General features: G+C 67.5%; 19 protein-coding genes. 8 read left to right on the top strand and 11 right to left on the bottom strand.

Annotation, left to right across the window (positions count from 1 at the left end):
• Positions 1 to 13: 13 nt before the first annotated feature.
• Genes kdpB through EGM87_RS20875 form a run of 3 tightly spaced genes read right to left on the bottom strand, consistent with a single transcriptional unit; the run spans position 14 to position 3,864 of the window.
• Complete coding sequence (gene kdpB, locus EGM87_RS20885) at positions 14 to 2,044, bottom strand: potassium-transporting ATPase subunit KdpB (RefSeq protein WP_025549817.1); 2,031 nt, start codon at positions 2,042 to 2,044, stop codon at positions 14 to 16.
• 13 nt (positions 2,045 to 2,057) lie between these two features.
• A complete protein-coding gene (gene kdpA / locus EGM87_RS20880; RefSeq protein WP_137708899.1) occupies positions 2,058 to 3,761 on the bottom strand; it encodes a potassium-transporting ATPase subunit KdpA in 1,704 nt (567 codons plus the stop codon).
• A gap of 13 nt (positions 3,762 to 3,774) precedes the next feature.
• Positions 3,775 to 3,864: a potassium-transporting ATPase subunit F gene (locus EGM87_RS20875; RefSeq protein WP_037483019.1), complete on the bottom strand. Its 90-nt coding sequence runs from the start codon at positions 3,862 to 3,864 to the stop codon at positions 3,775 to 3,777.
• Positions 3,865 to 4,284: 420 nt separating this feature from the next.
• Between EGM87_RS20875 and pncB the strand changes: the two genes are divergently transcribed.
• The 3 genes from pncB (at position 4,285) to EGM87_RS20860 (ending at position 7,865) form a co-directional block, all read left to right on the top strand.
• The gene (gene pncB / locus EGM87_RS20870; RefSeq protein WP_044660622.1) at positions 4,285 to 5,589 is read left to right on the top strand and encodes a nicotinate phosphoribosyltransferase; all 1,305 of its coding nucleotides are present in this window, start codon (positions 4,285 to 4,287) and stop codon (positions 5,587 to 5,589) included.
• 81 nt (positions 5,590 to 5,670) lie between these two features.
• The gene (locus EGM87_RS20865; protein WP_025549815.1) at positions 5,671 to 6,735 is read left to right on the top strand and encodes a type III polyketide synthase; all 1,065 of its coding nucleotides are present in this window, start codon (positions 5,671 to 5,673) and stop codon (positions 6,733 to 6,735) included.
• Positions 6,732 to 7,865, top strand: a complete 1,134-nt coding sequence (locus EGM87_RS20860) for an NAD(P)/FAD-dependent oxidoreductase (RefSeq protein WP_044660623.1) — start codon at positions 6,732 to 6,734, stop codon at positions 7,863 to 7,865. Before EGM87_RS20865 ends, EGM87_RS20860 begins: the two co-directional genes overlap by 4 nt.
• On the opposite strand, the gene EGM87_RS20855 is transcribed toward EGM87_RS20860, so the two are convergent.
• Positions 7,795 to 8,493 (bottom strand): methyltransferase domain-containing protein, encoded by a 699-nt coding sequence (locus EGM87_RS20855; RefSeq protein ID WP_025549814.1) that lies wholly within the window; start codon positions 8,491 to 8,493, stop codon positions 7,795 to 7,797. The two genes, EGM87_RS20860 and EGM87_RS20855, sit on opposite strands and share 71 nt — an antisense overlap.
• Positions 8,494 to 8,552: 59 nt before the next feature.
• Between EGM87_RS20855 and EGM87_RS20850 the strand changes: the two genes are divergently transcribed.
• Positions 8,553 to 8,954 carry a DUF2147 domain-containing protein gene (locus EGM87_RS20850; protein ID WP_044662863.1) on the top strand — a complete coding sequence of 134 codons (402 nt, stop codon included), beginning with the start codon at positions 8,553 to 8,555 and terminating at the stop codon, positions 8,952 to 8,954.
• Between the two features lie 47 nt (positions 8,955 to 9,001).
• Here EGM87_RS20850 and EGM87_RS20845 read toward each other — a convergent pair whose 3' ends face one another.
• The 5 genes from EGM87_RS20845 to EGM87_RS20825 form a co-directional block, all read right to left on the bottom strand.
• A complete protein-coding gene (locus EGM87_RS20845) occupies positions 9,002 to 9,859 on the bottom strand; it encodes a class I SAM-dependent methyltransferase (RefSeq protein WP_137708900.1) in 858 nt (285 codons plus the stop codon).
• Between the two features lie 62 nt (positions 9,860 to 9,921).
• The gene (locus tag EGM87_RS20840; RefSeq protein WP_025549811.1) at positions 9,922 to 11,205 is read right to left on the bottom strand and encodes a cyclic di-GMP phosphodiesterase; all 1,284 of its coding nucleotides are present in this window, start codon (positions 11,203 to 11,205) and stop codon (positions 9,922 to 9,924) included.
• A gap of 290 nt (positions 11,206 to 11,495) precedes the next feature.
• On the bottom strand, positions 11,496 to 12,935 hold the full coding sequence (locus EGM87_RS20835) for an efflux transporter outer membrane subunit (protein WP_025549810.1): 1,440 nt from the start codon (positions 12,933 to 12,935) through the stop codon (positions 11,496 to 11,498).
• Positions 12,936 to 12,945: 10 nt separating this feature from the next.
• A complete protein-coding gene (locus EGM87_RS20830) occupies positions 12,946 to 14,502 on the bottom strand; it encodes a DHA2 family efflux MFS transporter permease subunit (RefSeq protein WP_025549809.1) in 1,557 nt (518 codons plus the stop codon).
• On the bottom strand, positions 14,499 to 15,650 hold the full coding sequence (locus EGM87_RS20825; RefSeq protein ID WP_025549808.1) for an HlyD family secretion protein: 1,152 nt from the start codon (positions 15,648 to 15,650) through the stop codon (positions 14,499 to 14,501). The genes EGM87_RS20830 and EGM87_RS20825 overlap by 4 nt, the downstream gene beginning before the upstream one ends.
• A 95-nt stretch (positions 15,651 to 15,745) precedes the next feature.
• On the opposite strand from EGM87_RS20825, the gene EGM87_RS20820 reads away from it, so the two are divergent.
• Positions 15,746 to 16,177 carry a MarR family winged helix-turn-helix transcriptional regulator gene (locus tag EGM87_RS20820; protein WP_025549807.1) on the top strand — a complete coding sequence of 144 codons (432 nt, stop codon included), beginning with the start codon at positions 15,746 to 15,748 and terminating at the stop codon, positions 16,175 to 16,177.
• A 247-nt stretch (positions 16,178 to 16,424) separates the two neighbouring features.
• Here EGM87_RS20820 and ilvD read toward each other — a convergent pair whose 3' ends face one another.
• The gene (gene ilvD, locus EGM87_RS20815; protein WP_044660624.1) at positions 16,425 to 18,278 is read right to left on the bottom strand and encodes a dihydroxy-acid dehydratase; all 1,854 of its coding nucleotides are present in this window, start codon (positions 18,276 to 18,278) and stop codon (positions 16,425 to 16,427) included.
• A 100-nt stretch (positions 18,279 to 18,378) separates the two neighbouring features.
• On the opposite strand from ilvD, the gene EGM87_RS20810 reads away from it, so the two are divergent.
• Entirely contained in the window at positions 18,379 to 19,284 is a 906-nt protein-coding gene (locus EGM87_RS20810; protein ID WP_025549806.1) for a LysR family transcriptional regulator, read from the top strand.
• 5 nt (positions 19,285 to 19,289) lie between these two features.
• On the opposite strand, the gene EGM87_RS20805 is transcribed toward EGM87_RS20810, so the two are convergent.
• On the bottom strand, positions 19,290 to 20,087 hold the full coding sequence (locus EGM87_RS20805) for a DUF2189 domain-containing protein (RefSeq protein ID WP_025549805.1): 798 nt from the start codon (positions 20,085 to 20,087) through the stop codon (positions 19,290 to 19,292).
• A 321-nt stretch (positions 20,088 to 20,408) separates the two neighbouring features.
• On the opposite strand from EGM87_RS20805, the gene EGM87_RS20800 reads away from it, so the two are divergent.
• A complete protein-coding gene (locus tag EGM87_RS20800) occupies positions 20,409 to 23,324 on the top strand; it encodes a TonB-dependent receptor domain-containing protein (RefSeq protein WP_171009944.1) in 2,916 nt (971 codons plus the stop codon).
• Between the two features lie 21 nt (positions 23,325 to 23,345).
• Positions 23,346 to 24,380 carry an ABC transporter substrate-binding protein gene (locus EGM87_RS20795; protein ID WP_025551192.1) on the top strand — a complete coding sequence of 345 codons (1,035 nt, stop codon included), beginning with the start codon at positions 23,346 to 23,348 and terminating at the stop codon, positions 24,378 to 24,380.
• Positions 24,381 to 24,399 lie beyond the last annotated feature (19 nt).

Here is a 24,399-nt window from a genome sequence, read left to right as displayed (position 1 = left end):
TTTCCGCCGTCCGTCACGCCAGACCCAGTCCATTCACGGCAAGGTCGATCAGCTTGATGCCCGCGAACGGCGCGACCAGCCCGCCCAGCCCATAGATGGCGAGGTTCCGCGCCAGCAGAGGCCCGGCGCCGATGGGCCGGTAGGTCACGCCCCTCAGGGCCAGCGGCACCAGGCAGGGAATGATCAGCGCGTTGAAGATGATCGCGGACAGGATCGCGCTTTCCGGGCTGGCAAGGCCCATGATGTTCAGCACCCCCAGCCCCGGATAGAGCGCCACGAACATGGCGGGGATGATCGCGAAATATTTGGCGACGTCGTTGGCGACGGAAAAGGTGGTCAGCGCGCCGCGCGTCATCAGCAATTGCTTGCCCAGGCCCACCACCTCGATCAGCTTGGTCGGATCGCTGTCGAGGTCGACCATATTGCCCGCCTCCCGCGCGGCCTGGGTGCCGGTGTTCATGGCGACGCCGACATCCGCCTGCGCCAGCGCCGGGGCGTCATTGGTGCCGTCGCCGCACATCGCGACCAGCCGGCCGCCCTCCTGCTCCTTGCGGATCAGGGCCAGCTTGTCCTCCGGCGTGGCCTGGGCGAGGAAGTCGTCCACCCCCGCCTCCGCCGCGATGGAGGCGGCGGTAAGGGGATTGTCGCCGGTGATCATCACCGTGCGGATGCCCATCTGCCGCAGTTCCCCGAAGCGTTCGCGAATGCCCGCCTTGACGATGTCCTTGAGGAAGATCGCGCCAAGCAGCCTCCCATCCTTCGCCACTGCCAGAGGCGTGCCGCCCGCGCGGCCGATCTCGTCGGTGATGCGGCGCAGTTCCTGGGTTGCGGCTTCCCTGTCTAGGGCGGGATTGGCCCGCAGGATGCTGTCCACCGCCCCCTTGTGGATGGTCGAACCGGCCAGCGTTACGCCGGAAATGCGGGTCTGTGCCGTGAAGGGAACGACCACCGCGCCTTCGGGCAGCGCATCCGCGCTCTGCCCGAACTTCTCCCGCGCCAGCAGGACAATGGAGCGGCCCTCCGGCGTTTCGTCGGCCAGGCTGGCGAGCAGCGCCGCTTCCGCCAACTCGGCCGGGGACGTTCCGCCGACGGGGCGGAACTCGGTCGCCTGACGGTCGCCGACGGTGATGGTGCCGGTCTTGTCGAGCAGCAGCGTGTCTATGTCCCCCGCCGCTTCCACCGCTCTGCCCGATTTGGCCAGCACGTTGAAGCGCACCAGCCGGTCCATGCCCGCGATGCCGATGGCGGAGAGGAGGGCGGCGATGGTCGTGGGAATCAGCGTGATCAGCAAGGCGGCGAGGATCGCCACCGGCACGGCGCCCCCGGCATAGCTGGCAAAGCCCGGAATCGTGCCCACGGCGATCAGGAAGATGATGGTCAGGCCGACCAGCAGCAGCGTCAGCGCAATCTCATTGGGCGTCTTCTGCCGTTCGGCGCCCTCCACCAGCGCGATCATGCGGTCCAGAAAGCCCTGTCCCGGATTGACCGTCACCCGCACCCGAATCCGGTCGGAAATGACGCGCGTGCCCGCCGTCACCGCGCTGCGGTCGCCGCCCGCCTCCCGGATCACCGGCGCGGATTCGCCGGTAATGGCGGCCTCGTTGACCGAAGCGACGCCGGCGACCACCTCTCCGTCGGATGGGATGAGGTCGCCGGTTTCGACCAGCACGACATCGCCCATCCTGAGCGCGCTCGCCGGGACGGTCTCGACCGCGTCGCCCTTCAGCCGCCTGGCCGTCAGTTCCGCCTTGGTCGCGCGCAGCGAAGCGGCCTGCGCCTTGCCCCGTCCTTCGGCCAGCGCCTCGGCAAAGGTGCCGAACAGAACCGTCAGCCACAGCCAGGCCACCAGTTGCAGCTTGAAGCCAGGGGCAAGATGATCCTGCCCCACGGCCAGCAACAGCGTCAGCAGCACCGCCACGGCGGCGGTCGTGAACATCACCGGGTTGCGGATCAGGTCCCTGGGGTTCAGCTTGCGGAAAGCGTCGCCCATCGCGGGCAGGATGAGGTCGGCGGTGAAGAGCGATCGGGTTTCGGACCGGGGCATGGGCTTGTGATCCTTAGAAGAGCTGGCCACGGACCATCGCGAGATGATCGGCCATGGGGCCAAGGGCAAGGCCGGGGAGGAAGGTGAGGCCGCCGACGATCAGCACGATGCCGACCAGCAGCCCGGTCCACAGCGGCCCCGTGGTGGGGAAGCTGCCCGCGGTTTCCGGCGTGTACTTCTTCGCCGCCAGTCCGCCGGCTATGGCCAGCATGGGTATGATGATGAAGAAGCGGCCGATCCACATCGCCACGCCCAGCAGGCCGTTGTAGAAGGGGGTGTTGGCGGTCAGTCCGGCAAAGGCCGATCCGTTGTTGGCGACCGCGCTGGTGAAGGCGTAGAGGATCTCGCTGAACCCGTGCGGTCCCTTGTTGAGCGGGCCGGCAAGGCCCGCCGGCAACACGCTCGCGATCGCGGTGAAGCCCAGTATCGCCATCGGCAGCACGGCGATGGCGAGGACGGCGAGCTTCACCTCCCGGCTCTCGATCTTCTTGCCGACATATTCCGGCGTGCGGCCGATCATCAGCCCCGCCACGAACACGGCGAGGATGGCGAACAGCAGGAAGCCGTATATGCCCGCGCCGACGCCGCCGACCACCACTTCCCCCAATTGCATGTTGAACAGGGGGACGAGGCCGCCGATGGCGGTGAAGCTGTCATGCATGGCGTTGACCGCGCCGCAGCTCGCCGCCGTGGTGATGACGGAGAAGAGGGCGGAGGCGGCGATGCCGAAACGCACCTCCTTCCCCTCCATGTTGCCGCCGGGAACGCCCAGATGATGGAGGACCGGATTGCCGGCCGCCTCCTGCCAACAGGTGATCGCGACGCCGGCAAGGAACAGGACCATCATCGCAGCGAGGATGGCCCATCCCTGCCGCACATTGCCCACCGCCTTGCCGAAGCTGTGGGTGAGGCCGGCGCCGATGGCGAAGATCGACAGCATCTGCACGAAATTGGTGAGCGCCGTCGGATTTTCGAACGGGTGGGCGCTGTTCGCGTTGAAGAAGCCGCCGCCGTTGGTGCCCAGCATCTTGATCGCCTCCTGACCCGCGACCGGTCCCAGGGCGAGCGTCTGCTTCGCGCCTTCCAGCGTCGTGACCTCGACCGGTCCCGCCAGCGTCTGCGGCACGCCGCTCGCCATGTAGAAGATCGCGAGGAGGACGCAGAGCGGCAGCAGCAGATAGAGCGTCACCCGCACCATATCGGCCCAGAAATTGCCGATGGTCGCGCTGCTGCGCCGGGCAAATCCCCGGAACAGCGCAAAAGCGAGCGCAATGCCCGTCGCCGCGGAAAGGAAATTATGGATGGTGAGCGCCAGCATCTGGCTGAGGTTCGACATGGTCGATTCCCCGGCATAGCTCTGCCAGTTGGTGTTCGAGGTGAAGCTGATCGCGCTGTTGAAGGCGAGATGCCCGCTCACCGCGCCCAGATGCTGCGGGTTGAGCGGCAGCACCGCCTGCATCCGCAGCAGCGCATAGGTGAGGAGCAGCAGCGCCGTGTTGAAGACCAGCATATGCACCGCATAGCGGCGCCAGCCCTGTTCCTCCCGCGGATCGATGCCGGAAAGGCGGTAGAAGCCGCGCTCCACAGGGCCGAGCAGGCCGTGAAGCGGCGTGCGGCGTCCTTCGTAAAGCGCGAACAGCCAGAGGCCGACCGGCTTCACGAGGATCAGCAACAGGCCGACAAAGGCCGCGATCAGCAGCCATCCCTGAAAGGTCATGGAACGCGCCTCCCTAAAAGCGTTCGGGCCGCGCCAGCACGGCGACCAGATAGAGGAGGAGGCCGATGGCGGTGAATGCGGCGAGCCAGAGGTCGATGGTCATGGCGCCCGCCCTCACGCCCGCCCGCACAGCGCGGCATAGCCGAGGCTGGCGGCGAGAAGGATCAGGATCAAGCCGATCCAGAGCATGTCTTGCATAAGGAAACTCCCGCAGCCGAAGCTGTCGCGCGGGGTGCGGGACGGGCCATCGTCTGCCGCCGCTCAATTAGGACAGGGCGGCGTTTGAAATCGAGAGAGGGGAAAAGGGCAGGGCATAGAAATTGCGTATGAAAATGGCGCGCGGCGCGGGTTCCGGCCATCATGGCCGCAGGACACGGCCGGCCGGGTCACGGATGGACGAGGACGGCGCCGTCTTTGCAGATGAAGGGGAACGGGATCATATCCGGTTCGATTGGCGACGATGGCTGACAGTCGCGCCTGTCGCGCATAGACTGGGGCCGGTCACGGGCTGAACGGAATTTCGATGGTTTACACCGACATCGCCAACCGCACCTATAATCATAATTGGCGGCTGGACCCCATTGTCCGCAGCCTGCTGGACACGGATTTCTACAAGCTGCTGATGCTCCAGATGATCCGTCACCTCTACCCGGATGTGCAGGCGACCTTCAAACTGATCAACCGCACGCAATCCGTGCGTCTGGCCGAGGTCATCGACGAGGGCGAATTGCGCGCGCAGCTCGACCATGCCCGGTCCGTGCGCTTCGGGAAGAAGGAACTGATCTGGCTGGCGGGCAACAGCTTTTATGGCGAGCGGCAGATGTTCAGCCCGGATTTCATCGCGTGGCTGGCCGATTTCCGCCTGCCCGACTATGACCTGCGCAAGGTCGACGGCCAATATGAACTGTGCTTCCACGGCCCCTGGACCCACAGCAGCATGTGGGAAATCCCGGCGCTGGCGATCATCAACGAATTGCGATCCCGCGCGGCGATGAAGGGACGGGGGCGGTTCGAACTGGACGTGCTCTACGCCCGCGCCAAGGCGAAGCTGTGGGAGAAGGTGGAGCGGCTGGCGCAACTGCCCGACCTCGTCATATCCGACTTCGGCACGCGGCGGCGGCACGGCTTCCTCTGGCAGCGCTGGTGCGTGGAGGCGCTGAAGGAACGGCTGGGCCGCCGGTTCATCGGATCGTCCAATGTGCTGCTGGCGATGGACGCCGATCTGGAGGCCATCGGCACCAACGCCCATGAGCTGCCGATGGTGCTGGCCGCCCTGGCCGAGGGGGATGAGGGGCTGGCCGCCGCCCCCTATCGCGTGCTGGAGGATTGGCGCAATCATTATGCCGGCAACCTGCTGGTCGTGCTGCCCGATGCCTTCGGCACGGCGGCGTTCCTGCGCCATGCGCCGGACTGGGTGGCGGACTGGACGGGTTTCCGCCCCGACAGCGCGCCGCCGATCGAGGGGGGCGAGCGGATCATCCGCTGGTGGCGGGAAAAGGGACGCGATCCGCGGTCGAAGCTGCTGATCTTCTCCGACGGCATGGATGTCGACAGCATCAAGGCGACCTACCGGCATTTTGCCGGGCGGGTGCGGATGAGCTTTGGCTGGGGCACCAACCTCACCAATGATTTCAGGGATTGCGCGCCCTTTGCCACGACCGGGCTCGATCCGATCTCGCTGGTGTGCAAGGTGGTGGAGGCCAATGGCCGCCCGGCGGTCAAGCTGTCCGACAACCCCGCCAAGGCGACAGGCGAGCCGGAGGAGATCGCCCGATATTTGCAGGTTTTCGGGGGAGAGGGACGTCTGGAGAAGGAAGTGGAGGTCTAAGGGCGGCAGGGGCCAGGCTGCCGCGATTGATCCTTTCCCCCCACCCGGACGTTCCACGAAGACAGGAGCCATGACGACCCGATGACCGATACGCGCGCTCGCATCAACGCCATCGGGTGCGCCGTCCCCGCGCTGGACATGCATGCACCCTTCATTCGCTGGGCGACCGGCCAACTGGACGATCCGCGCGAGCGCCGGCTGTTCCAGCGCATGGCGGAGCGGTCCGGCATCGGGCATCGCTGGTGCGTGCTGCCGCCGACCGCCGAGGGCGGATCGCCGGTCGATCCCGGCGGCTTCTACGCGGGCGAAATGCCGCCGACCTCGCTGCGCATGCGCTGCTATGCCGATCATGCGCCCCGCCTGGCGATGGAGGCGATCGCGCGGTTGAGGGCGCAGGTGCCGCTCGACCGGATCAGCCATCTGGTGGTGGCGAGCTGCACCGGCTTCGTCGCCCCCGGCATCGACCAGATCATTGCCGAACGGCTGGGGCTGGAGGGGGTCGAGCGCACATTGGTCGGCTTCATGGGCTGCTATGCGGCGGTCGCGGCGTTGCGGACGGCGCGGCACATCGTCCGGTCGGAACCCGATGCGCGGGTGCTGGTGGTGACGGTCGAACTGTCTTCCCTGCATTTCCAGCCGGAATGGCAGATCGAGCGGCTGCTGATGATGCTCCAGTTCGCGGACGGCGCGGCCGCCGCTCTGGTGACGGGGGAGGACGCCGGCGTCGCGATCGACCGGCCCTTCTCGCTCAACCTCGCGGATTCGGCGGAACTGATCCGCTGGGACATAGGGGATAGCGGCTTTGTCATGCACCTGTCCGGAGAGGTGCCGGGGCGCATCCTGACGGCGCTGGGCGATCCCTCGGTGCGCCGCCGCCTGTGGGGAAGCGACGATATGGCCGGGATAGACCGATGGGCGGTGCACGCAGGCGGCCGGTCGATCCTGGACGCGGTGGAGCAGGGACTGGACCTTAGCCGCGATGCCCTGGCGCCGTCGCGGAGCGTGCTGGCGCGGTTCGGCAACATGTCCTCCTCCACCCTGATGTTCATCCTGCACGACATGCTGGCGGACGCGGGGCGGGGGGTGGCGCTGGCCTTCGGACCGGGACTGGCGGCCGAAGGATTCCGTTTCGAAGGGCTGGCATGACGGCGCGCCTGCCCGCTCTGGTCGTCGGTGGCGGACCGGCGGGCGCGGCGGCGGCGATCGCCCTGGCTCGGGCGGGGGCGCAGGTGCATCTCCTCGACCGCCGGAGCGGCCCGCATGATGGCGTGTGCGGCGGCTTCCTCGGCTGGGATGCGCTGGCGGCACTGGGCGATCTGGGTGTCGACGCGGTCGCGCTGGGCGCGCGGCCGATCCGGCGGTTGCGGCTGGTGGCGGACGGCCGGCATCTGGAACTGCCGCTGCCCCATGTCGCGGCGGGGCTGTCGCGGCGGACGCTGGACGAAGCGCTGATCGCGCGCGCGGCGCGGGCGGGAGCCGTCGTCCAGCGGGGCCGGGCGGTGCGCGCCGCCGACCCCGCAGCGCGTTCGATCCGGTTCGACGATGGCGGGCAGTTGGCCGGCGATGCGCTGTTCCTGGCGACGGGCAAGCATGAATTGCGCGGGCTGGCCCGCGATCTCACCGCCCGGCGGGAACCGCCCTGCGTCGGGTTTCGCGCGACCCTGCCCGGCAGCGCGGACCTGACGGGCGTGATCGAGATGCACCTGTTCGACGGCGGCTATGCCGGCCTGCTGTTGCAGGAGGATGGCACCGCCAATCTCTGCCTTTCCGTTGCGCGGGACCGGCTGTCGGATGGCGCGCCCGCGCTGATGCAGGCGATCATGGCGGAGGCGCCCCATCTGGCCCGCCGCATGGCTGGAAACATGCCGCCCTCTTTTGAAGCGATTGCCGGCGTGCCCTATGGCTGGCGCGCGGCGGCGAGCGTTCCGGGACTCTTCCGCATCGGGGATCAGGGCGCGGTGATCGCTTCCCTGGCCGGCGACGGCATCGCCATCGCGCTCCACAGCGGGACCAGCGCCGCGCAGGCCTATCTGCGGGGTGGAGCGCAGGCGGCGATGGGCTGGCAGGACCAGTGGCGCCGCCGCAGCCGGCGGCCGCTGGCGATTGCCGAAGCCTTGCGCCACGGGGCGGCGGGACCATGGGGACGCGGGCTGCTGATGCGGCTGCTGGGCCTGATGCCGGGGCTGGGCGTTCAGGCCGCGCTGCTCACCCGCATATCCGCTCCACGCACAGGCGGAAGGAAAAGCGCCGCACGATCCGCACATCGTCCAGGCTGATGCCCGCCTGGGGCAACAGCTCCGCCCAGTCGCCGGGGCGGAAGGACCGGGCAATGGACAGCCGGCCATCCTCCCGCACGATGCGGTGGACGCGCAGCAGGCGGGCGAGCAGCGGAAAGCCCCAATGGGCAAATCCATGCCGGTGCAGGTCGCAGATCAGCCACCCCATCCGCGCCTCCGCCTCCATATGGCGCAGGAAGGTCATCAGTTGCGCATCCGTCATATGGTGCGTCACCTGGCTGGAGATGATGAAGTCGAACTGCTCCGGCTGGTCCAGATAGTCGCCGGCCCGATAGTCGATGGCAAGTTCGGGCGGAGTCGCGTGGCGGGCCGCGGCAAGGCTCTTTTCATTGAGGTCGACGCCGATCAGCTCGGCCTCTATCCCGCGCTTCCGGGCCCAGCGGGCGACCGCGCGCAGGACGTCGCCGTCTCCGAAACCGACATCGAGCAGGCGGAAATGCCGGGCCGGACCGACCGCGCGGTTGAGGAAGGCGATGGTGGGCCAGGCAGTGAAGGTCCAGCGGTTCACGCGGGCGAGGTCGTGCAGCACCCGCTCATAGACGGCGGGGTCCAGGTCCGGCGCGTCCATCTGCTCTTCCTGCCGCGAACGGATCGAAAGGTCGGCCATATGCCCTCTCTTCTTCTCCGGCATCATAGCATATCTTCATGGGCATGGAGGTGCATGCCATGGGATATTTCACCGCGCTCCTGATCATGGCGGCGGCGGCCTCGCCGCCGTCCGTCGAGGGCCGTTGGCTGACCGAGGACCGGAAGGGCGTGGTGCAGATCGCGCCGTGCGGCGGGCAGATGTGCGGTCGGATCGCGCAAGTGCTGGACAAGGGACCGGGCGTGCCGGCGACCGATGTCAACAATCCCGACCCCAAGTTGCGCGGGCAGCCGATATTGGGCCTGCTCACCCTTTGGGGTTTCCGCCGCGACGGCGCGATCTGGAAGGGCGGCCGCGCCTATGACCCGAAATCGGGGCGAAGCTACCGCGCGACATTGGGATTGAACGCGGACGGATCGCTCAGGCTGACGGGATGCGTGCTGTTCCTGTGCCAGTCGCAGCGCTGGACCCGGCTGCGCTAGAGCACGCTGCGCTAAATCGGACGCAGGTCGCCATGGGCTGAATCCCCTCACACCCTAGGACCGGCGCTGTCCTTCTCCCACAGGAAGATGCCGTAGCGCATCGCGCCGGTGCGCAGCGCCAGGATCAGGCGCGGCAGGCTGAGGATGAAGTCGCGGTTCCGGGTCCGGGGATTGAGCGCAAGGCCCCGCAGGGCCGGGTCGCGGATCATGGCCACCGCCAGCCGACGCAGGCAGATCGTCCAGGTGCGGCGGACGCGGACGCTGGCATCCTCATGGTCGCGCAGCGCGAACCCCGCTTGGGCGGCCAGCGCCTCATAATCCGCCCGGCTGCCCATGCCGGGAAGCCGCCCCTCCCGGCAAATGGGTCGCAGCAGGTGGCGGACTTCCCATGGCCGCGCGCCTTCGCCCTCCAGCCAGGCGCAGACGACCAGCCGCCCGCCGGGCCGCAGCACCCGTGCCGCTTCCGTGAAGAAGCGGGCCTTGTCGACCATATGTTCGGAACTTTCGATCGCATAGGCGCCGTCGAAACCCGCATCGGGCAGATCATTGTGCAGCCAGTCCCGACGCAGGCAGGTGAAGCGGGACAGCGCACGCGCGCCTGCCACCTTCTCCTGCGCGGAGGAGAGGGTGAGGCCCGTGACATGGACGTCGTGCCGGGCGACGATCCGGGCGGCGGTGGCGCCATAGCCGCATCCTATGTCGCACAGCCTCTGTCCTGGTTCCGGCGCAAGCCGCGCCTCCACCTCCTCGACGAGCGCTTCGGCCGCTTCGGCGGGGCTCTCGCTCCCCCTCCGCCAATAGCCATGATGCACATGCTCGCCCCAGATCCGCCGGTAGGCGAGGTCCAGTTCGTCATAATGAACGGCGACGCCCGCCGCGGTAGAGGGCATATCCGGCACGATCATGCCGCCTATATCCCTTGCCCGGCGGGCAGGCGCAACGAATTTTCAGGGCAGGGCCCCCGCCTTCATCCCGCCGCCGCGAGCAGCCTGGCGCTGAGCGCGGGCCATTCGGTCATGTCCCAACCCTCCGGCGTTTCGCGGGTCATGATCTGGTCCGCGCCGAAGCAGTTGGAAAGGTCTATGTCCTCCGCCTTCACGAAGCTGCGGTCGGAAAGCGAATAGAAGGGCCGCACCACCGGCAGCGTCAGGTCGTCGGCATTCTGCTCGACCACGATCGCCAGCCGGTGCGAGCGCAGGCGGACCAGCGATCCGATGGGATAGATGCCGACCGCGCGCTGGAACGCCTGGAAGATTTCGGGGTCGTAGAGCGTCTGCGCCTCGTCCAGCATCAGCAGCGCGCGGGATGGGTCCTCGCCATGACGGTGGATGCGGTTGGACGTCATCGCGTCATAGGTGTCGCAGATCGCCGCCATGCGGGCGAACCGTCCGATTTCATCGCCCTTCAGCCCATGGGGATAGCCGCTGCCGTCCAACCGCTCATGGTGATGGAGGCAGACGTCCAGCACGGCGTCCGGCATTTCGCCGCCCAGCGCCAGGAATTCATGCGCCAGCGTGGTGTGGCTCTTCACCACCTCCCATTCCTCCGGCGTCAGCGGACTGTCCTTGTCCCAGGTTTCCTGCGGCACATGGCCCATGCCGACGTCCATCAGCAATCCGGCAAGCCCGGCCTGCTGCACCTCTTCCGGAGAGAGGCGGAGCTGCTGCGCCAGGCTGATCATCAGCGCGCAGACCGACAGGGCGTGCAGATAGAGATATTCGCTGGTGTTCTTGAGCCGCGTCACCGCCATGAAGGCGTGGGGATTGCGCTGGATGGAGCTGGAGATCTCATCGATCATCGTTTCCAGCCTGTTGAGCTTGATCGCATTGCCCAGTCGGGAATCGTCGAAGATCTTCTGCATCGCGCGCACCGACTTGCGGGCGAGGCGGTTGGCATGAACCATCTCCGCCTTGGCCGGCAGCCTGTCCTTCGACAGCGGGTCGAACGGACGGCTGACGGGCGGCGGCGCCCCGCGCCGGGCTATGGTGGCGCCCGCACGGCCGAACGGACGGTCACGCTGGTCGGCAGCCGGCGCGCGGGGCGGGGCGGGCGCTTCGCTGGGCTTCAGGTCAGCGCCGCGAGAGGTGTCTATCTGCACCCATTCGACCTTGCTCGCCTTCAACGTTTCCAGTTGTTCGGCATCCTCCAGCAGCATCCTGCTCTTCCAGAAGGGGTGGGCGAACCATGACCCTTCCATCTTGTGGAGGAACATGCCCAATTCGACATGCTCGGTACGAATTCTCTTCAACATGATGATGCGCGGCCCCGACTTGAAAGTCCCTCCCGTCCGATCCGAAGCGCGCTCTCCCGTCCCTGCCGGACTCCTCCCCCGGAGCATGTCGCGCTTCCATCGGACAATATGGACTTTTAGAGCATCGTGCGGAAAAGCCTGTCCTGAGCCCTGTCGAAGGACGGGAACCGGTTTTCTGCCTAAAACGATGCGACAACAGAAACTTGGAGCGCGCGGCCTGTGCCCGATACAAGGCAACGCGCTCCAGCGCGGCATTTCGCTCCCAAAGCCTTGCGGAAAGGTTAAATTCCCTATTGCCAGCCGAGGCCGAGCGCCTTTTGCAGGGCGATATAGTCGGCCGTCATCGCCGCCGTTCCCTGGGTCAGCGCCTGAGCCGCCGACAGGCTCTGCCGCTCCGCGTCGAGAAGCTGGATGCGGGTGGCCGTTCCCGCCTCGAAACGCTGGCGCATCAGCGCGGCGGCGCGCTCAGCCGAGGCCTTCGACCGGGCGGCGCTGGCGACGCTCAGCCGCCGCGCGCCAAAGCGGGAAAGCGCGTCCTCGCCGTCGCGCAGGGCATTGAGCACCGCCTGCCGATATTGCGCGGCCGCCTCGTCCCGGACGCCTTCGGCCTGTCCGACCCGGGCGGCGTTGCGGCCGAAATCGAGGAAGCTCCAGCTCAGGCGCGGCATGGCGATCGCCGCCAGCGTGTCGAGGTCGACCAGATCGCCCGGATCGGTGCCGCCGATGCCGATCAGGCCCATGAAGCTGAGGCTGGGAAAACGCGCGGCCTCCGCCACGCCGATCCTGGCGGTGGCGGCGGCGAACTGGCGCTCCGCCGCCCTGATGTCGGGGCGGCGCCTGAGCAGCGCGGCGGGATCGCCGACCGCGACCTGCGCGGGAGGCAGCGGCACGGGCGCGGGCGCGGCCAGCATGGCGTCGAGCGCGCCGGGCGCTTCCCCGGCCAGGGTAGCCAGCGCGTTCAGATAGGCGTCGCGCTCCGCACTCAGCGGCAGCAGCGCGGCGTCGCTCTGCTCCAGCTGGTTGCGCTGCTGTTCCACCTCCAGCGCGGAGGCAGTTCCCCCGGCGTGGCGCTGTTCCGTCAGGCGCAGCATCTCGCGCTGCCGGGCCGTGGCCTGCTGCGCCAGCGCGATACGCTGCTGCCGGTCGCGCAGATTGACATAGGCCTGGGCGATTTCGGCGGTCAGGCTGACCTGCGCGTCCGCGACATTGGCCTGCGCCGCCTCAACCTGGGCCCGTGCCGCCTCCACTCCCCGCCGCCGGCCACCCCACAGATCGACCTCCCAACTCGCGTCGAAGCCCAGATTGTAGAAATTGAGCGACTGGCTGTCGCCGCCATCGGAACTGTCCTCCTCCGAATTGCCGAGGTCGACGCCGGGCACGGTGGCATGGACGTAAAGAGCGGAGGCATTGACATTGGGAAGGGCATTGGCGCGCTCCGTCCGCAGCGAGGCGCGGGCCTGCCGCACCCTTGCCTCCGCCACGGCCACGCCGGGACTGGCGGCCAGCGCGCGGCTTTCCAGCGCGTCCAGCACCGGGTCGCCCAGCGCCGTCCACCAGGCCGCGGCGGCGGGCGCCTGCGGGCCGGCGTCGGCGGGCGCCCTGACGAACTGCGCCGCCGGGCTGACCGGCCTGGCCGCTTCCGGCCCTTGATAATCCGGCCCGGCGGTGCAGGCGGCGAGCGTCAGCAGCGGGAGGATGGCCGGAGGAAGGACGGTCTGGGGGAAACGCATGGAACCAGCCTCAATGCATCGCGACCGCTTGCCCCTTGGGCAAGGGACGCAGGAACAGCACCAGCGGCAATACGGCGATGATGCCGACCGCCAGCATCGTGAAGATGTCGTTATAGGTCATCACCAGCGCTTCCCGCTGGATCGTGCCTGCCAGCGATCGAAGCGCGGCGTCCTGCCCGCCCAGCGAATGGGCGAGGCCGCCGATATAATCCTGCACCTGCCCGCTATTGGCGCTCAGGCTTTCCTCCATGCGGCGGCTGTGCAGCCAGCTTCGCTGGTCCTGGATGGTGGCGATGCCCGCCAGCGCCAGCGATCCGCCCAGATTGCGGACGGCGTTGAACAGCCCGGCGGCATCGCCCGCATCCTCGCGCGGGACCGATGCGATGGCCGCCTGGTTGAGGAACAGGAAACCGAATACGCTGCCCACGCCGCGCAGCAATTGCGACTCGACGAAATCATGGCCTACCGCCTGATTGGTCAGCACCGTGTCGACCCAGCAGCTCGTCGCCATGACGAGCAGCCCGGCGCCCACCGCGATGCGGATGTCGAGGTGCCGGATCAGCAGGGGCGTGAGCGGCATCAGCATCAGGCTCGGAATGCCGGACAGCAGGACGATGCGGCCCGATTGCAGCGCGTCATAGCCGGCGATCGCCGCCAGGAACTGCGGAATGACGAAGGCGGTGCCGTACAGCATCATGCCGATCACCAGCCCCATCAGCGCAACGGCCCCGAATTGCCGGTCGAGCAGCAGCTTCAGCCGGATGACGGGCCTTTTCGCGAAATATTGTCCGGCGAACAGCAGGATGAAGCCGATGCCGGAGATGACCGACATCAGGACGATCTCGCTGCTCTGGAACCATTGTTCCCGCTGCCCCTCCTCCAGCACGATGGTAAGGCCGCCCAGGCCCAGCGCCATGCCCGCGATGCCCAGCCAGTCGGCCTGCCGGAATTCGCTGAGGCGCGGCTTTTGATGCGGCATCGTCACCAGCAGCAGGGTGATCAGCACGATGCCCACGGGCAGGTTCAGGAAGAAGGCGTAGTGCCAGCTTATATTCTCCGTCAGCCATCCGCCGACCAGCGGGCCGAGCACCGGCCCAAGAATGGCGGTGACGCCGAACAGCGCATTGCCGATCGGCTGCTGCGAACGGGGAAGGCGCGTGGCGATGATGGTCATCGCCGTGGGGATCAGCGCGCCGCCGGTAAAGCCCTGGCCGACGCGGCCGATGACCATGGTGGTAAGGTCGCCGGCCACGCCGCACAGCATCGAAAAACCGGTGAACAGAAAGGCGGCGGCGAGCAGCAGGGTGCGCAGCCCCAGCAGCCGTTCCAGCCAGGCCGCCAGCGGAATGACGATGATCTCCGCGACCAGATAGGATGTCGCGATCCAGGTGCCCTCCGTGCCGCTGGCGCCGATCTCGCCCTGGATCGTGGGCAGCGCTGAATTGACGATGGAAATGTCCAGCGTCGCCATCATCGCGCCCAGGCTTCCCGCGATGACGGCCAGCCACGCGGCGGTGTCGGCGCGTTCGGGAAGGGGCGGCGCGGCCGGAGCGGCGGTGGCGTTCATCGGCCGATCCGGGCGTTATGCCGCTCCTGCTCCCGGCGGATCTGCGCGGCGGCGTTCCGGGCCGAACGGGTGTCGACGGACACTTCGACGGACATGCCGGGGACCAGCAGCTTCCGGGTTTCGGGGCCGGCGCTGACGGCGATGCGCACCGGGATGCGCTGGACGATCTTGGTGAAATTGCCGGTGGCGTTCTGCGGCGGCAGGACCGAAAACTGGGCGCCGGTGCCGGGCGCGATGCTGGCGACCCGTCCGGGCAGCTCGATCCCGGGCAGCGCATCCACCGCGATCGTCACCGGCTGGCCGACGCGCATCAGGCCCAGTTGCGTTTCCTTGAAATTCGCCTCGACATAGAGGCTGGCCTTGGGAACCAGCGTCATCAGCCGGCTGGCGGCCTGAACGAACTGGCCCTGCCTGACGCTCCTGTCACCGATCCGCCCGTCGACCGCCGCCCGCAATATCGTCGCCTCCACATTGGTGCTGGCGGCCGAAAGCTGCGCACGCGCGGCCTCGCCCTGCGCTTCCGCCTGCCGCACCTGTGTCTGCAGGGTGGCGATCCGCTTCTGCGCGCTGGTCAGTGTCGCCCTGGCCGCCGCGGCCCTCGCCCGCGCCTGGGTCGCCTGGTTCTGAAGCTCCGACAGGCGCTCGCGGGTCTCCGCACCGCTGGCCGCCAGCGGGCGATAGCGCTCCACCTCGCGCGCGGCGAAGGTGGCATTGGCGTTGGCGGCGTTCAGATCGGCCTCGGCCTGCGCGACGGCGGCGCGTTGCTCAGCAATCTGGGCGACGACCCCGGCCGCATTGGCCTTGGCCACGTCGATCTGCGCCACGGACTGGGCCGCCTGCGCCCGGTAATCGCGCGGATCGATCTGAACCAGCGGCTGGCCGGCCTTCACATCCTGGTTCTCATCGACGAAGACGCGGTCGACATAGCCGGACACCTTGGGCGCGACGGTGATCGAATCGGCCTGGATATAGGCGTCGTTGGTCGATTCCTGATATTTGCCGAAGGTTTCGAAGCGGATGAGCCACAGCACGCCGCCGCCGATCAGCGCCAGCGCCACGAGCAGCAGGATCAGGCGTGCACGCGGGCTTCTGAGCGCGGAGGAGCGGCTCTGGCCCGAGTCGTCGCCATGGGGGGGAGAAGAAGCCACTGTCTCAGAACTCATCGATGGAACCCGCAGATCGCAATACCGTCCCCTATGCTCGCGCTTGCACCATAGCGCAATACCATTTATTGCGGTTCCTCATGAATGGCGCCGACGAACAGCTACTGACCGACCTGTTTCGGGTCATCACATTGATCCGCAGATCGTTCGACCGCGCGATGACGGAACAGGGCGCATCGCTCGCCCAGACCAAGATATTGATGTGCATAAAGGCGCAGCTGGGAACGGCGCGCGCCGCCGACATTGCCGAGATCATGAATCTCGCGCCGCGCACGGTGACGGAGGCGCTGGACGGGCTGGAGCGCGAGGGCCTGATCCAGCGGGTGCCGGACAGGGACGATCGGCGGGTGAAGCGGCTGGCCATCACTCCGGCCGGAGAGGCGGCGGTCGCCGTGACGGAGCCTCTCCGCCTGCAACTGGGGGGAAAGCTTTTGAAGGCGCTGAACCCTTCGGAACGGCGGCATTTCCATGCTGCGCTGCAAAAATTATTGCAGGGACTGGACGACGCCTGACCTTTTGATTCGCGCGATATTCTCTGTTATCATCGCCCCGCCCGACCGGCATAAGCCCGGCGGCAAGGGAGAGTGCGATGGAGCGTATGCATTACAGCATGTGCCAATGCAGCGTCGGGTTGCTGAGCCTGTGCAGCGCGTCGGCCCTGGCGTTGACCGGCACGCTTTATATCCTCCTCCACTGACGGCCCGCGGGCAATCGTCCGGAACGACGCGCCGCGGGGTCGAATGCGGCGCGCCCTGAATATCAATCCTTTTCCACCTGGCCCACATCCCGCACCGCGCCGCGCGCCGCATTGGTGGTGAGCGCCGCATAGGCCCGCAGGGCGGGCGACACATGGCGCTTGCGGCCGAACGGCTTCCACGCCTTCGCGCCGCGCGCCTCCATTTCCGCCTTGCGGGCGGCGATGACGGCGTCGTCCAGGTCCAGCCTGATCACGCGATTGGGAATGTCGATGAGGATGGGGTCGCCGGTCGCGATCAGCGCGATCAGCCCGCCTTCCGCCGCTTCGGGCGACACATGGCCGATGGAAAGGCCCGAAGTGCCGCCGGAAAAGCGCCCGTCGGTGATCAGGGCGCAGGCCTTGCCCAGCCCCTTCGACTTCAGATAGCTGGTCGGGTAGAGCATTTCCTGCATGCCCGGCCCGCCCTTGGGCCCTTCATAGCGGATGACGACGACATCGCCCGCCTTCACTTCATTGCCCAGGATGCCGGCGACCGCAGCGTCCTGGCTTTCATAGACCCGTGCCGTGCCGTGGAAGGTCAGGATGGATTCGTCCACCCCGGCCGTCTTCACGATGCAGCCTTCGGGCGCGATATTGCCGAACAGCACGGCCAGCCCGCCATCCTTAGAAAAGGGATGCGCCGCGCTGCGGATGACGCCGGTCTCGCGGTCGGTGTCCAGTTCCTCCCAACGGGCGTTCTGGCTGAACGCCTGGGTGGTGCGGACGCCGCCGGGCGCGGCGCGGAAGAAGTTGCGGACCTCCTCGCTATTGGTGCGGCCGATGTCCCAGCGGTTGAGCGCGTCGCCCAGCGTCGGCGCATGGACGGTCGGCAGGCTGGCGTCGACCAGCCCGGCGCGCTCCAGCTCGCCCAGGATTGCCATGATGCCGCCCGCGCGATGGACGTCCTCCATATGCACGTCATTCTTGGCCGGCGCGACCTTGCAGAGGCAGGGAACGCGCCGTGACAGACGGTCGATGTCGGCCATGGTGAAATCCACCCCGCCCTCATAGGCGGCGGCGAGCAGGTGAAGCACCGTATTGGTCGACCCGCCCATGGCGATGTCCAGGCTCATCGCGTTCTCGAACGCGGCGAAGGTGGCGATGTTGCGGGGCAGGGCCGATGCGTCGTCCTGTTCGTACCAGCGCTTGGCGAGGTCGACGATGGTGCGGCCCGCCTCCAGGAACAGCTTTTCGCGGTCGGCATGGGTGGCCAGCGTCGATCCGTTGCCCGGCAGCGACAGCCCCAGCGCTTCGGTCAGGCAGTTCATCGAATTGGCGGTGAACATGCCGGAGCAGGAACCGCAGGTCGGGCAGGCGGACCGCTCGATGACCTTCACTTCCTCGTCGGTATAGCTGTCGTCCGCCGCGACGACCATGGCGTCGACCAGGTCCAGCGCGACGGTCTTGCCGCGCAGCTCGGTCTTGCCGGCCTCCATCGGACCGCCCGAAACGAAGATGGTCGGGATGTTGAGGCGCATCGCGGCCATCAGCATGCCGGGCGTGATCTTGTCGCAGTTGGAAATGCACACTAGCGCGTCGGCGGTATGGGCGTTCACCATATATTCGACGCTGTCCGCGATCAGGTCGCGGCTGGGCAGCGAATAGAGCATGCCGTCATGGCCCATGGCGATGCCGTCATCGACCGCGATGGTGTTGAATTCCTTGGCGACGCCGCCCGCCGCCTCGATCTCCCGCGCGACGAGCTGGCCCAGATCTTTGAGGTGCACATGCCCCGGCACGAACTGGGTGAAGCTGTTCGCGATGGCGATGATGGGCTTGCCGAAATCCTCGTCCCTCATGCCGGTGGCGCGCCAAAGGCCGCGGGCGCCCGCCATGTTGCGGCCATGGGTGCTGGTGCGTGAACGATAATGCGGCATGGGTCTGTCCTCGGTTCCTGTCCGGCCGCCTTACGCCTTCGCGGACAGGTTGTGAAATATATTGCAGCCGCGCTATAAGGTCGCAGGATGACTGACTGACATGGACCTTCGCCAGCTCAACCATTTCCTCGCCGTGGCGGAGGAACTGCATTTCGGCCGCGCCGCCGAACGGCTGGGCATGACCCAGCCGCCGCTCAGCCAGTCGATCATGGCGCTGGAGCGGGAACTGGGCGCGCCTCTCTTCACCCGGACCAAGCGGCAGGTGGCGCTCACCCCCTTTGGACGGCAATGGCTGGAGCATGTCCGGCCCGCCGTGGGGGCCGTGGCCGACCTCGCTGCCGTGGCGCGGCGCCTGCAGGCCGGGACGGTCGGGCGGATTGTCCTCTCCTTCGTCAGTTCGGCGGACTACAGCATCCTGCCCACGTTGGTGCGGCGCTATGCCCATGCTTTCCCCAGGGTGGACATGACGCTGGTGGAAGCGACCAGCGACGTGCAGGTGGAGGCGCTGGTGGAAGGGCGGACCGACGCCGGGCTGCTGATCCCGCCCGCATCCGGCCTGCCCGCGGCCATCGATTATCGCCCGTTGCTGCGCGAGCCGCTGGTGGCCGCCGTGCCGGAGAATTGGGTGAAGGACGGCCGCCTGCTGGTGGAGGACGGCAGGCTGGCCGGGGAGGGCTGGCTCGACCAGCCGCTGCTGCTCTTCCCGCGTCACGTCGCGCCCACCTTCCACGATCTTGTCATCGACCATTATCGGGCCCAGGGGCGGGAGCCGCACGTGCGCCAGCGGGCGATCCAGATGCAGACGATCATCAGCCTCGTCTCCGCCGACATGGGATTGGCGTTGGTCCCCGCCTCGCTACGCAACCTCGCGCGCACGGGCGTGCGCTATCTGCCGCTGGCCGGCCTTGCCCCCATGCTGGAAACCGGCCTGGCGTGGCGCCGGTCGGACGAGGCGCCGACGCTGCGCGCCCTGCTGGGCATCGCCCTCGACATGGCCGGGGGCTGATCGCCTTATCGGACGACCGCGCGCGTATAGAGGTGCCAGGTGGCATAGCCCAGCACGGGCAGCACCACCGCCAGCCCCACCAGCGCGGGCAGGGCGCCCAGCACCAGCAGCGCGACCACGATCAGGCCCCAGGCCGCGACCGTCACCGGATTATGCCATGCCACGCGGCAGGATGTGCGCACCGCGACGCCCCAACTGACCGGCTTGTCCACCGCCATGGGGAAGGAGACGACGCTGACCGCCAGCGTCAGCAGCGCGAAGCCGAAGCCGACCAGATTGCCGAGCACGATCATCTGCCAGCCCTGCGACGTGCCGAATATGGCCGACAGGAAAGCGCCCACGGAGGATGTCGAGCCGGGCACATTTTCCAGCGTCGCATGATAGATGAACCAGGCCGTCGCCATCCACGCCATGAACAGCAGCGCCAGCACGCAGGTCAGGTCGAACAGGGCGGACCCGCCCGGCTTGCGGATCACGTCCAGGAAATGGCGCCAGCGCGCGTCCAGCCCGGCCTCCCGCCGCCGCGCCAGTTCGTAGAAACCGCTGGCGAAGGCCGGCCCCAGCAGGATCGCGCCCGCCACCAGCGGAAAGATCAGCGGCAGGATCGACATCCGGCTGGCCGACATGATCGCGAGCGCGACGATGATCGGATAGATGAAGCCGATGAACACCAGATCGCCCCTTTTGGCGAGGAAATCGTCCCACCCCTGACGCAGGGCGACGCGCAGGTCGTCGAACGTGATGGTGCGGATGGAAATATCTTGCCCGGCGGACGCCGCCTGGGACGGGTGAGCCATTGCCATGGTTCGCTCTCCTGACCGAAAGCCATGAAGCTCCTGTTCTTATATGTCCTCTGTCGGGACATGCGCGCTTTTCCGGGGCGAGCATCTCTCGGCATGAGGGAGCGCCTCATGGCCAATGGCGGCATCCTACACCCGGAACAGGGCGCCCGCCAGCCCTTTGATGCCCCCCGCGGCTTCGCCTGTCGCGCCACTGCTGGATGATGCGCCTCCGGCATGTTTCTCAGTTATTGTGAATGTTATTTCGTTCAGCGATTTTTCGACGGTCCGCTTCTGCGAACAGAACGACAGACCTGCGTCACGCGGGCAATCGGGAGGGATGACATGCGCGTTGCGTCGACCAGACTTGCCCTGCTTTCAGGTATCGCCTTCGCCGCCATGGCTCCGCCGGGTCCATCCTTCGCGCAGCAGCAAGGTGCGGCGGCCCCGGCGGATGGCGCTTCGGAACCGCCGGACGCCGCCCCGGCCGGCTCCCCGATCCCGGCCCCATCCTCGCCTCCCGCGCCGTCCGATCCACCGGTGGAGGCCGACATCGTCGTTTCCGGTTCGCGCATCGTGCGGGACGGCTTCAACGCCCCCACGCCCATTTCCGTGATCGGTGCGGAGCAGGTGCAGAACCGCGCCGCGATCAGCATCGGCTCGGTGCTGCAGGAGGCGCCCGCCTTCCGCCCCAGCCAGAACCCGTCGGCGGCGCGCACCTTCACCAATAGCGGCTATTATGCCGACCTGCGCGGGCTGGACGCCAACCGCACCCTCGTCCTGGTCGACGGCCATCGCTTCGTGCCGACGTCCAATGTCGGCACCGTCGACCTCAGCCTCATCCCCACCTTCCTGGTCGAACGCGCCGAGGTGGTGACCGGCGGCGCGTCCGCCGCATGGGGCTCCGACGCCGTGGCCGGCGTCGTCAACATCATCCTCGACCACAAGCTGACCGGGCTTCGCGGCGAAGCGCAGGCCGGCATCTCGGAGGAAGGCGACGGCTATAACATGAAGGTCGCTCTCGGCGGCGGGACAAGCTTTGCCGACGGCGCGGGCCATATCATCCTGGGCGCGGAATATTCCTATGACGAGGGGGTGGGCGACAATTACACGCGCGACTGGGGGCGGGAGGAATGGTGGTTCGTCACCAATCCCAATTTCGCCACCAACGGCCAGCCCGCGCGCATCTGGACGAAGAACGTCCACTACGCCTCCCAGACGCCCGGCGGCCTGATCGCCACCGGACCGTTGCGCGGCACCGCCTTCGCGCCGGACGGCACCCCCTTCCAGTTCAACTTCGGGGAAGTATGGGGCGACGACCAGATCGGCGGCGACGGGTACGGCATCGGTTCCTGGACCGGCGTCAACATCAGGCAGCCGCATGAGCGCGTCGTCGCCATGGGCCGGGTCAGCTTCGAAAGCGGCGACACCAGCTTCTTCGCGGAGGGCAACTACGCCCATGTCGACTGGACCGTGCCCAGCATCGGCACGCGCAATTTCGGCACTCAGTCGCCCAGCACCAGCGCCTTTTCCCCCATCGTCGTCAGCGCCGACAATCCCTTCATCCCGGCGGCGACGCGGGCGGCGATCGACAATTACAATGCGACGCGGCCGGCCGGCGCGCCGGCGCTCACCAGCTTCCAGCTCGGCCGGTTCGGGACCGAGAATTTCCAGCAGATCGTCAGCAAGGCGAATGAGACCGCCCGCGGCCTGATCGGCGCCGAAGGCTCCTTCGGCGGCATCAAATGGGACGTCTATGCGCAATATGGCCAGAACCGGTTCATCCGCGGCGTCATCGGCCAGCGGATCGAGGCGAACTGGCGCCGCGCCATCGATGTGGTGAACGTGACGCAGAACGGCGTTTCCACCCCCGTCTGCCGCGACCTGCTCAGCCCCAACGCCGCCATCCGCAACGCGGCGGCGGGCTGCGTGCCCTATAATATCTTCGGCACCGGCACGGCCAGCGACGCGGCCAAGGCTTATGTGACCGGCCTCTCGCTCCAGCATCAGAAGACGACCCAGACGGTCGTCGCCGGCAATCTCCAGGCGGAACCCTTCTCGACCTGGGCGGGCCCCGTGTCCATCGCGACCGGCATCGAATATCGCCGGGAGACATTGCTCTCCATCCCCAGCCCGCTGGAGGCGGCCCGCGCCTTTTCCAGCGCCAACTCCGCCTTCGTGGACGGATCGTTCGACGTGAAGGAAGGCTATGTGGAGCTGCTCGTTCCGCTGGCGGCGGACAGGCCATTCTTCCGCCATCTGGATGTCAACGCCGCCGCCCGCTACGCCGATTATAGCGGCGCGGGCAGCGTGTGGACCTGGAAGGCGGGCGTGAACTGGTCGATCACCGATGAATTCCGCGTCCGCGCCACCCGCTCGCGCGATGTCCGCGCCCCCAATCTCACCGAAATGTTCACGCCGGAAAGGAATCAGAACGCGCGCATCATCGACCCGGTCACCAATACGGCCTATACGGTGCGCACCTTCTCCGTCGGCAACAGGAACCTGGAACCCGAAGTCGCCAATTCGCTGACGGCGGGGTTCGTCTATCAGCCGCAATGGGCATCGGGCCTGCAATTGTCGGTCGACTATTATGACATCGACATAGACGGCGTCATCAACACCTCCGTCGCGCAGGTCGTCCTCGACTCCTGCGTCGCGGGCGACGCCAGCCGCTGCGCCTTCATCACCCGCCCCGTCGCCAACGGTCCGATCACGGAGATGGTGACGCCCTATCTGAACCTCAACCGGTTCCAGACCAGCGGCGTCGACATCGAACTGTCCTATCGCATGCCCCTCGGCGCGGGCAATCTCAGCACGCGGCTGCTCGCCACCTATGTCTGGGACTACAGGCTGACGGACACGACCGGGGCCATCGATCGTTCCGGACAGAATGGAACGCCCGTCAATGGCGGCACGGTCGGCATGGTGGACCTGACGATGAACGCGACCATCGCCTATGACACCGACGATTTCGGCGTGAACCTCCAGGCGCGCTACATCAACGACGGCAAGATCGACACCGCCGCCGTGCCGGGGACGGCGACCAGCCTCAACATCAACAGGATTCCCAGCCGCATCTACTTCAATCTGGGCGGAAAGCTTGTCCTGACCCGCAGCGAGGACAACGACAGGAAGGTGGAACTGTTCGGGACGATCGACAATCTGCTCGACACCGATCCGCCATTCCCTTCCTTCGACGGGACCTATTATGACCTGGTGGGTCGTGCCTATCGGCTCGGCGTGCGCTTCCGCTATTGACGCCCTTGGGGGAGAATGACGATGCGCGGTAACAAGGCGGCTCTGGCCGCAGCCATGGCGGCCCTGGCGTTTTGCGGATGCGCCGCCGCACCGTCGGCGGCGGTCAATGCCCCAACGGCTCCGGCCGAACCGCTTTCCGTCTTCGGCCATCGATCCGTGCTGGAGTTCGGGCCGGCTCTGCTGGCGGCGAAGAATGCGCCGCCCGGAACCGTCGTCACCGCCAGCGGCGGGGTTCCCAACCTCTGGGCGGCGCCCGACCCCGCGCTCGCCGCTTCGGTCGGCGGGCATGCGGAGGGCGCGCCGCCGCCGCCCAATCCCGGCATGGCCGATCTCGCCGGCAATGCCGAAACGCAGACGCTGCGCATGTCGCTGAAGCATCCCGACGTCCGCATCGTCGTCACCACGACGGAAGGCCTGTACCGCATCGTCGCCCGGCGCTCCTCCGGCATCGCCTCCGTCGCGGACCTGAAGGGAAAGCGGATCGCGGTGTTCGTCAACACCTCCGCCGCCTTCTACCTCCACAGGCTGCTGAAGGGCGCGGGGCTGGGCGAGGCGGACGTCACCATCGTTCCCCTGACCGCCAGGGCCGGTGCGGACGCGGTGATCAAGGGCGCTGTCGACGCGCTGTCGACCTGGGAACCCGAAGCGGAACGCGCGGCTCTCGCGCTGGGGGACAATGGCCTCAGCATCCAGCCCAAGGGCGCCTATCGCGAAATATACAGCCTGAACGCCAGGGCCGGGACGCTCCGCGATCCGGCGAAGCGGAAACAGGTCGTCGCCTTCCTGCGCGAACTGCTGGCCGGCTGCCGCAAGGCGGAGGAAGATCCCGGCGAAATGCAGGCCATGCTGGCGGAACGGACCGGCCAGAATCTCGAACTCATTCGCCAGTCATGGCATCATCACCGCTTTCCCTGCGCGCTTCCCGACGACCTGCTGGACGTGATGGTGGAGGAGGAGCAGTGGCTCGCGAAGATCGATGGCCGCCCGCCGCGCGACCGCGCAACGCTTTCCCGGCTGATCGACCCCAGCCTGTTGCGGGAGGCGCGGGCGCGCTGAGCGGCAGCGCCCGCGTTCC

The organism is Sphingobium sp. RSMS (genome assembly GCF_005406185.4).
GTDB lineage: Bacteria > Pseudomonadota > Alphaproteobacteria > Sphingomonadales > Sphingomonadaceae > Sphingobium > Sphingobium fuliginis.
The sequence above is the reverse complement of the archived record's forward strand: the minus strand, read 5'-3'. Positions and strand labels throughout refer to the sequence as shown.

Bases quoted from the DNA above. Each gene is read 5' to 3' on its own strand.
- EGM87_RS20800 (WP_171009944.1), top strand. From the start codon at position 20,409: ATGCGCGTTGCGTCGACCAGACTTGCCCTGCTTTCAGGTATCGCCTTC.
- EGM87_RS20805 (WP_025549805.1), bottom strand. From the start codon at position 20,087: ATGGCAATGGCTCACCCGTCCCAGGCGGCGTCCGCCGGGCAAGATATT.
- EGM87_RS20865 (WP_025549815.1), top strand. From the start codon at position 5,671: ATGACCGATACGCGCGCTCGCATCAACGCCATCGGGTGCGCCGTCCCC.
- EGM87_RS20855 (WP_025549814.1), bottom strand. From the start codon at position 8,493: ATGGCCGACCTTTCGATCCGTTCGCGGCAGGAAGAGCAGATGGACGCG.
- EGM87_RS20860 (WP_044660623.1), top strand. From the start codon at position 6,732: ATGACGGCGCGCCTGCCCGCTCTGGTCGTCGGTGGCGGACCGGCGGGC.
- EGM87_RS20835 (WP_025549810.1), bottom strand. From the start codon at position 12,935: ATGCGTTTCCCCCAGACCGTCCTTCCTCCGGCCATCCTCCCGCTGCTG.
- EGM87_RS20810 (WP_025549806.1), top strand. From the start codon at position 18,379: ATGGACCTTCGCCAGCTCAACCATTTCCTCGCCGTGGCGGAGGAACTG.
- kdpA (WP_137708899.1), bottom strand. From the start codon at position 3,761: ATGACCTTTCAGGGATGGCTGCTGATCGCGGCCTTTGTCGGCCTGTTG.
- pncB (WP_044660622.1), top strand. From the start codon at position 4,285: ATGGTTTACACCGACATCGCCAACCGCACCTATAATCATAATTGGCGG.
- ilvD (WP_044660624.1), bottom strand. From the start codon at position 18,278: ATGCCGCATTATCGTTCACGCACCAGCACCCATGGCCGCAACATGGCG.
- EGM87_RS20795 (WP_025551192.1), top strand. From the start codon at position 23,346: ATGCGCGGTAACAAGGCGGCTCTGGCCGCAGCCATGGCGGCCCTGGCG.
- EGM87_RS20850 (WP_044662863.1), top strand. From the start codon at position 8,553: ATGGGATATTTCACCGCGCTCCTGATCATGGCGGCGGCGGCCTCGCCG.
- kdpB (WP_025549817.1), bottom strand. From the start codon at position 2,044: ATGCCCCGGTCCGAAACCCGATCGCTCTTCACCGCCGACCTCATCCTG.
- EGM87_RS20845 (WP_137708900.1), bottom strand. From the start codon at position 9,859: ATGATCGTGCCGGATATGCCCTCTACCGCGGCGGGCGTCGCCGTTCAT.
- EGM87_RS20830 (WP_025549809.1), bottom strand. From the start codon at position 14,502: ATGAACGCCACCGCCGCTCCGGCCGCGCCGCCCCTTCCCGAACGCGCC.
- EGM87_RS20820 (WP_025549807.1), top strand. From the start codon at position 15,746: ATGAATGGCGCCGACGAACAGCTACTGACCGACCTGTTTCGGGTCATC.
- EGM87_RS20840 (WP_025549811.1), bottom strand. From the start codon at position 11,205: ATGTTGAAGAGAATTCGTACCGAGCATGTCGAATTGGGCATGTTCCTC.
- EGM87_RS20875 (WP_037483019.1), bottom strand. From the start codon at position 3,864: ATGACCATCGACCTCTGGCTCGCCGCATTCACCGCCATCGGCCTCCTC.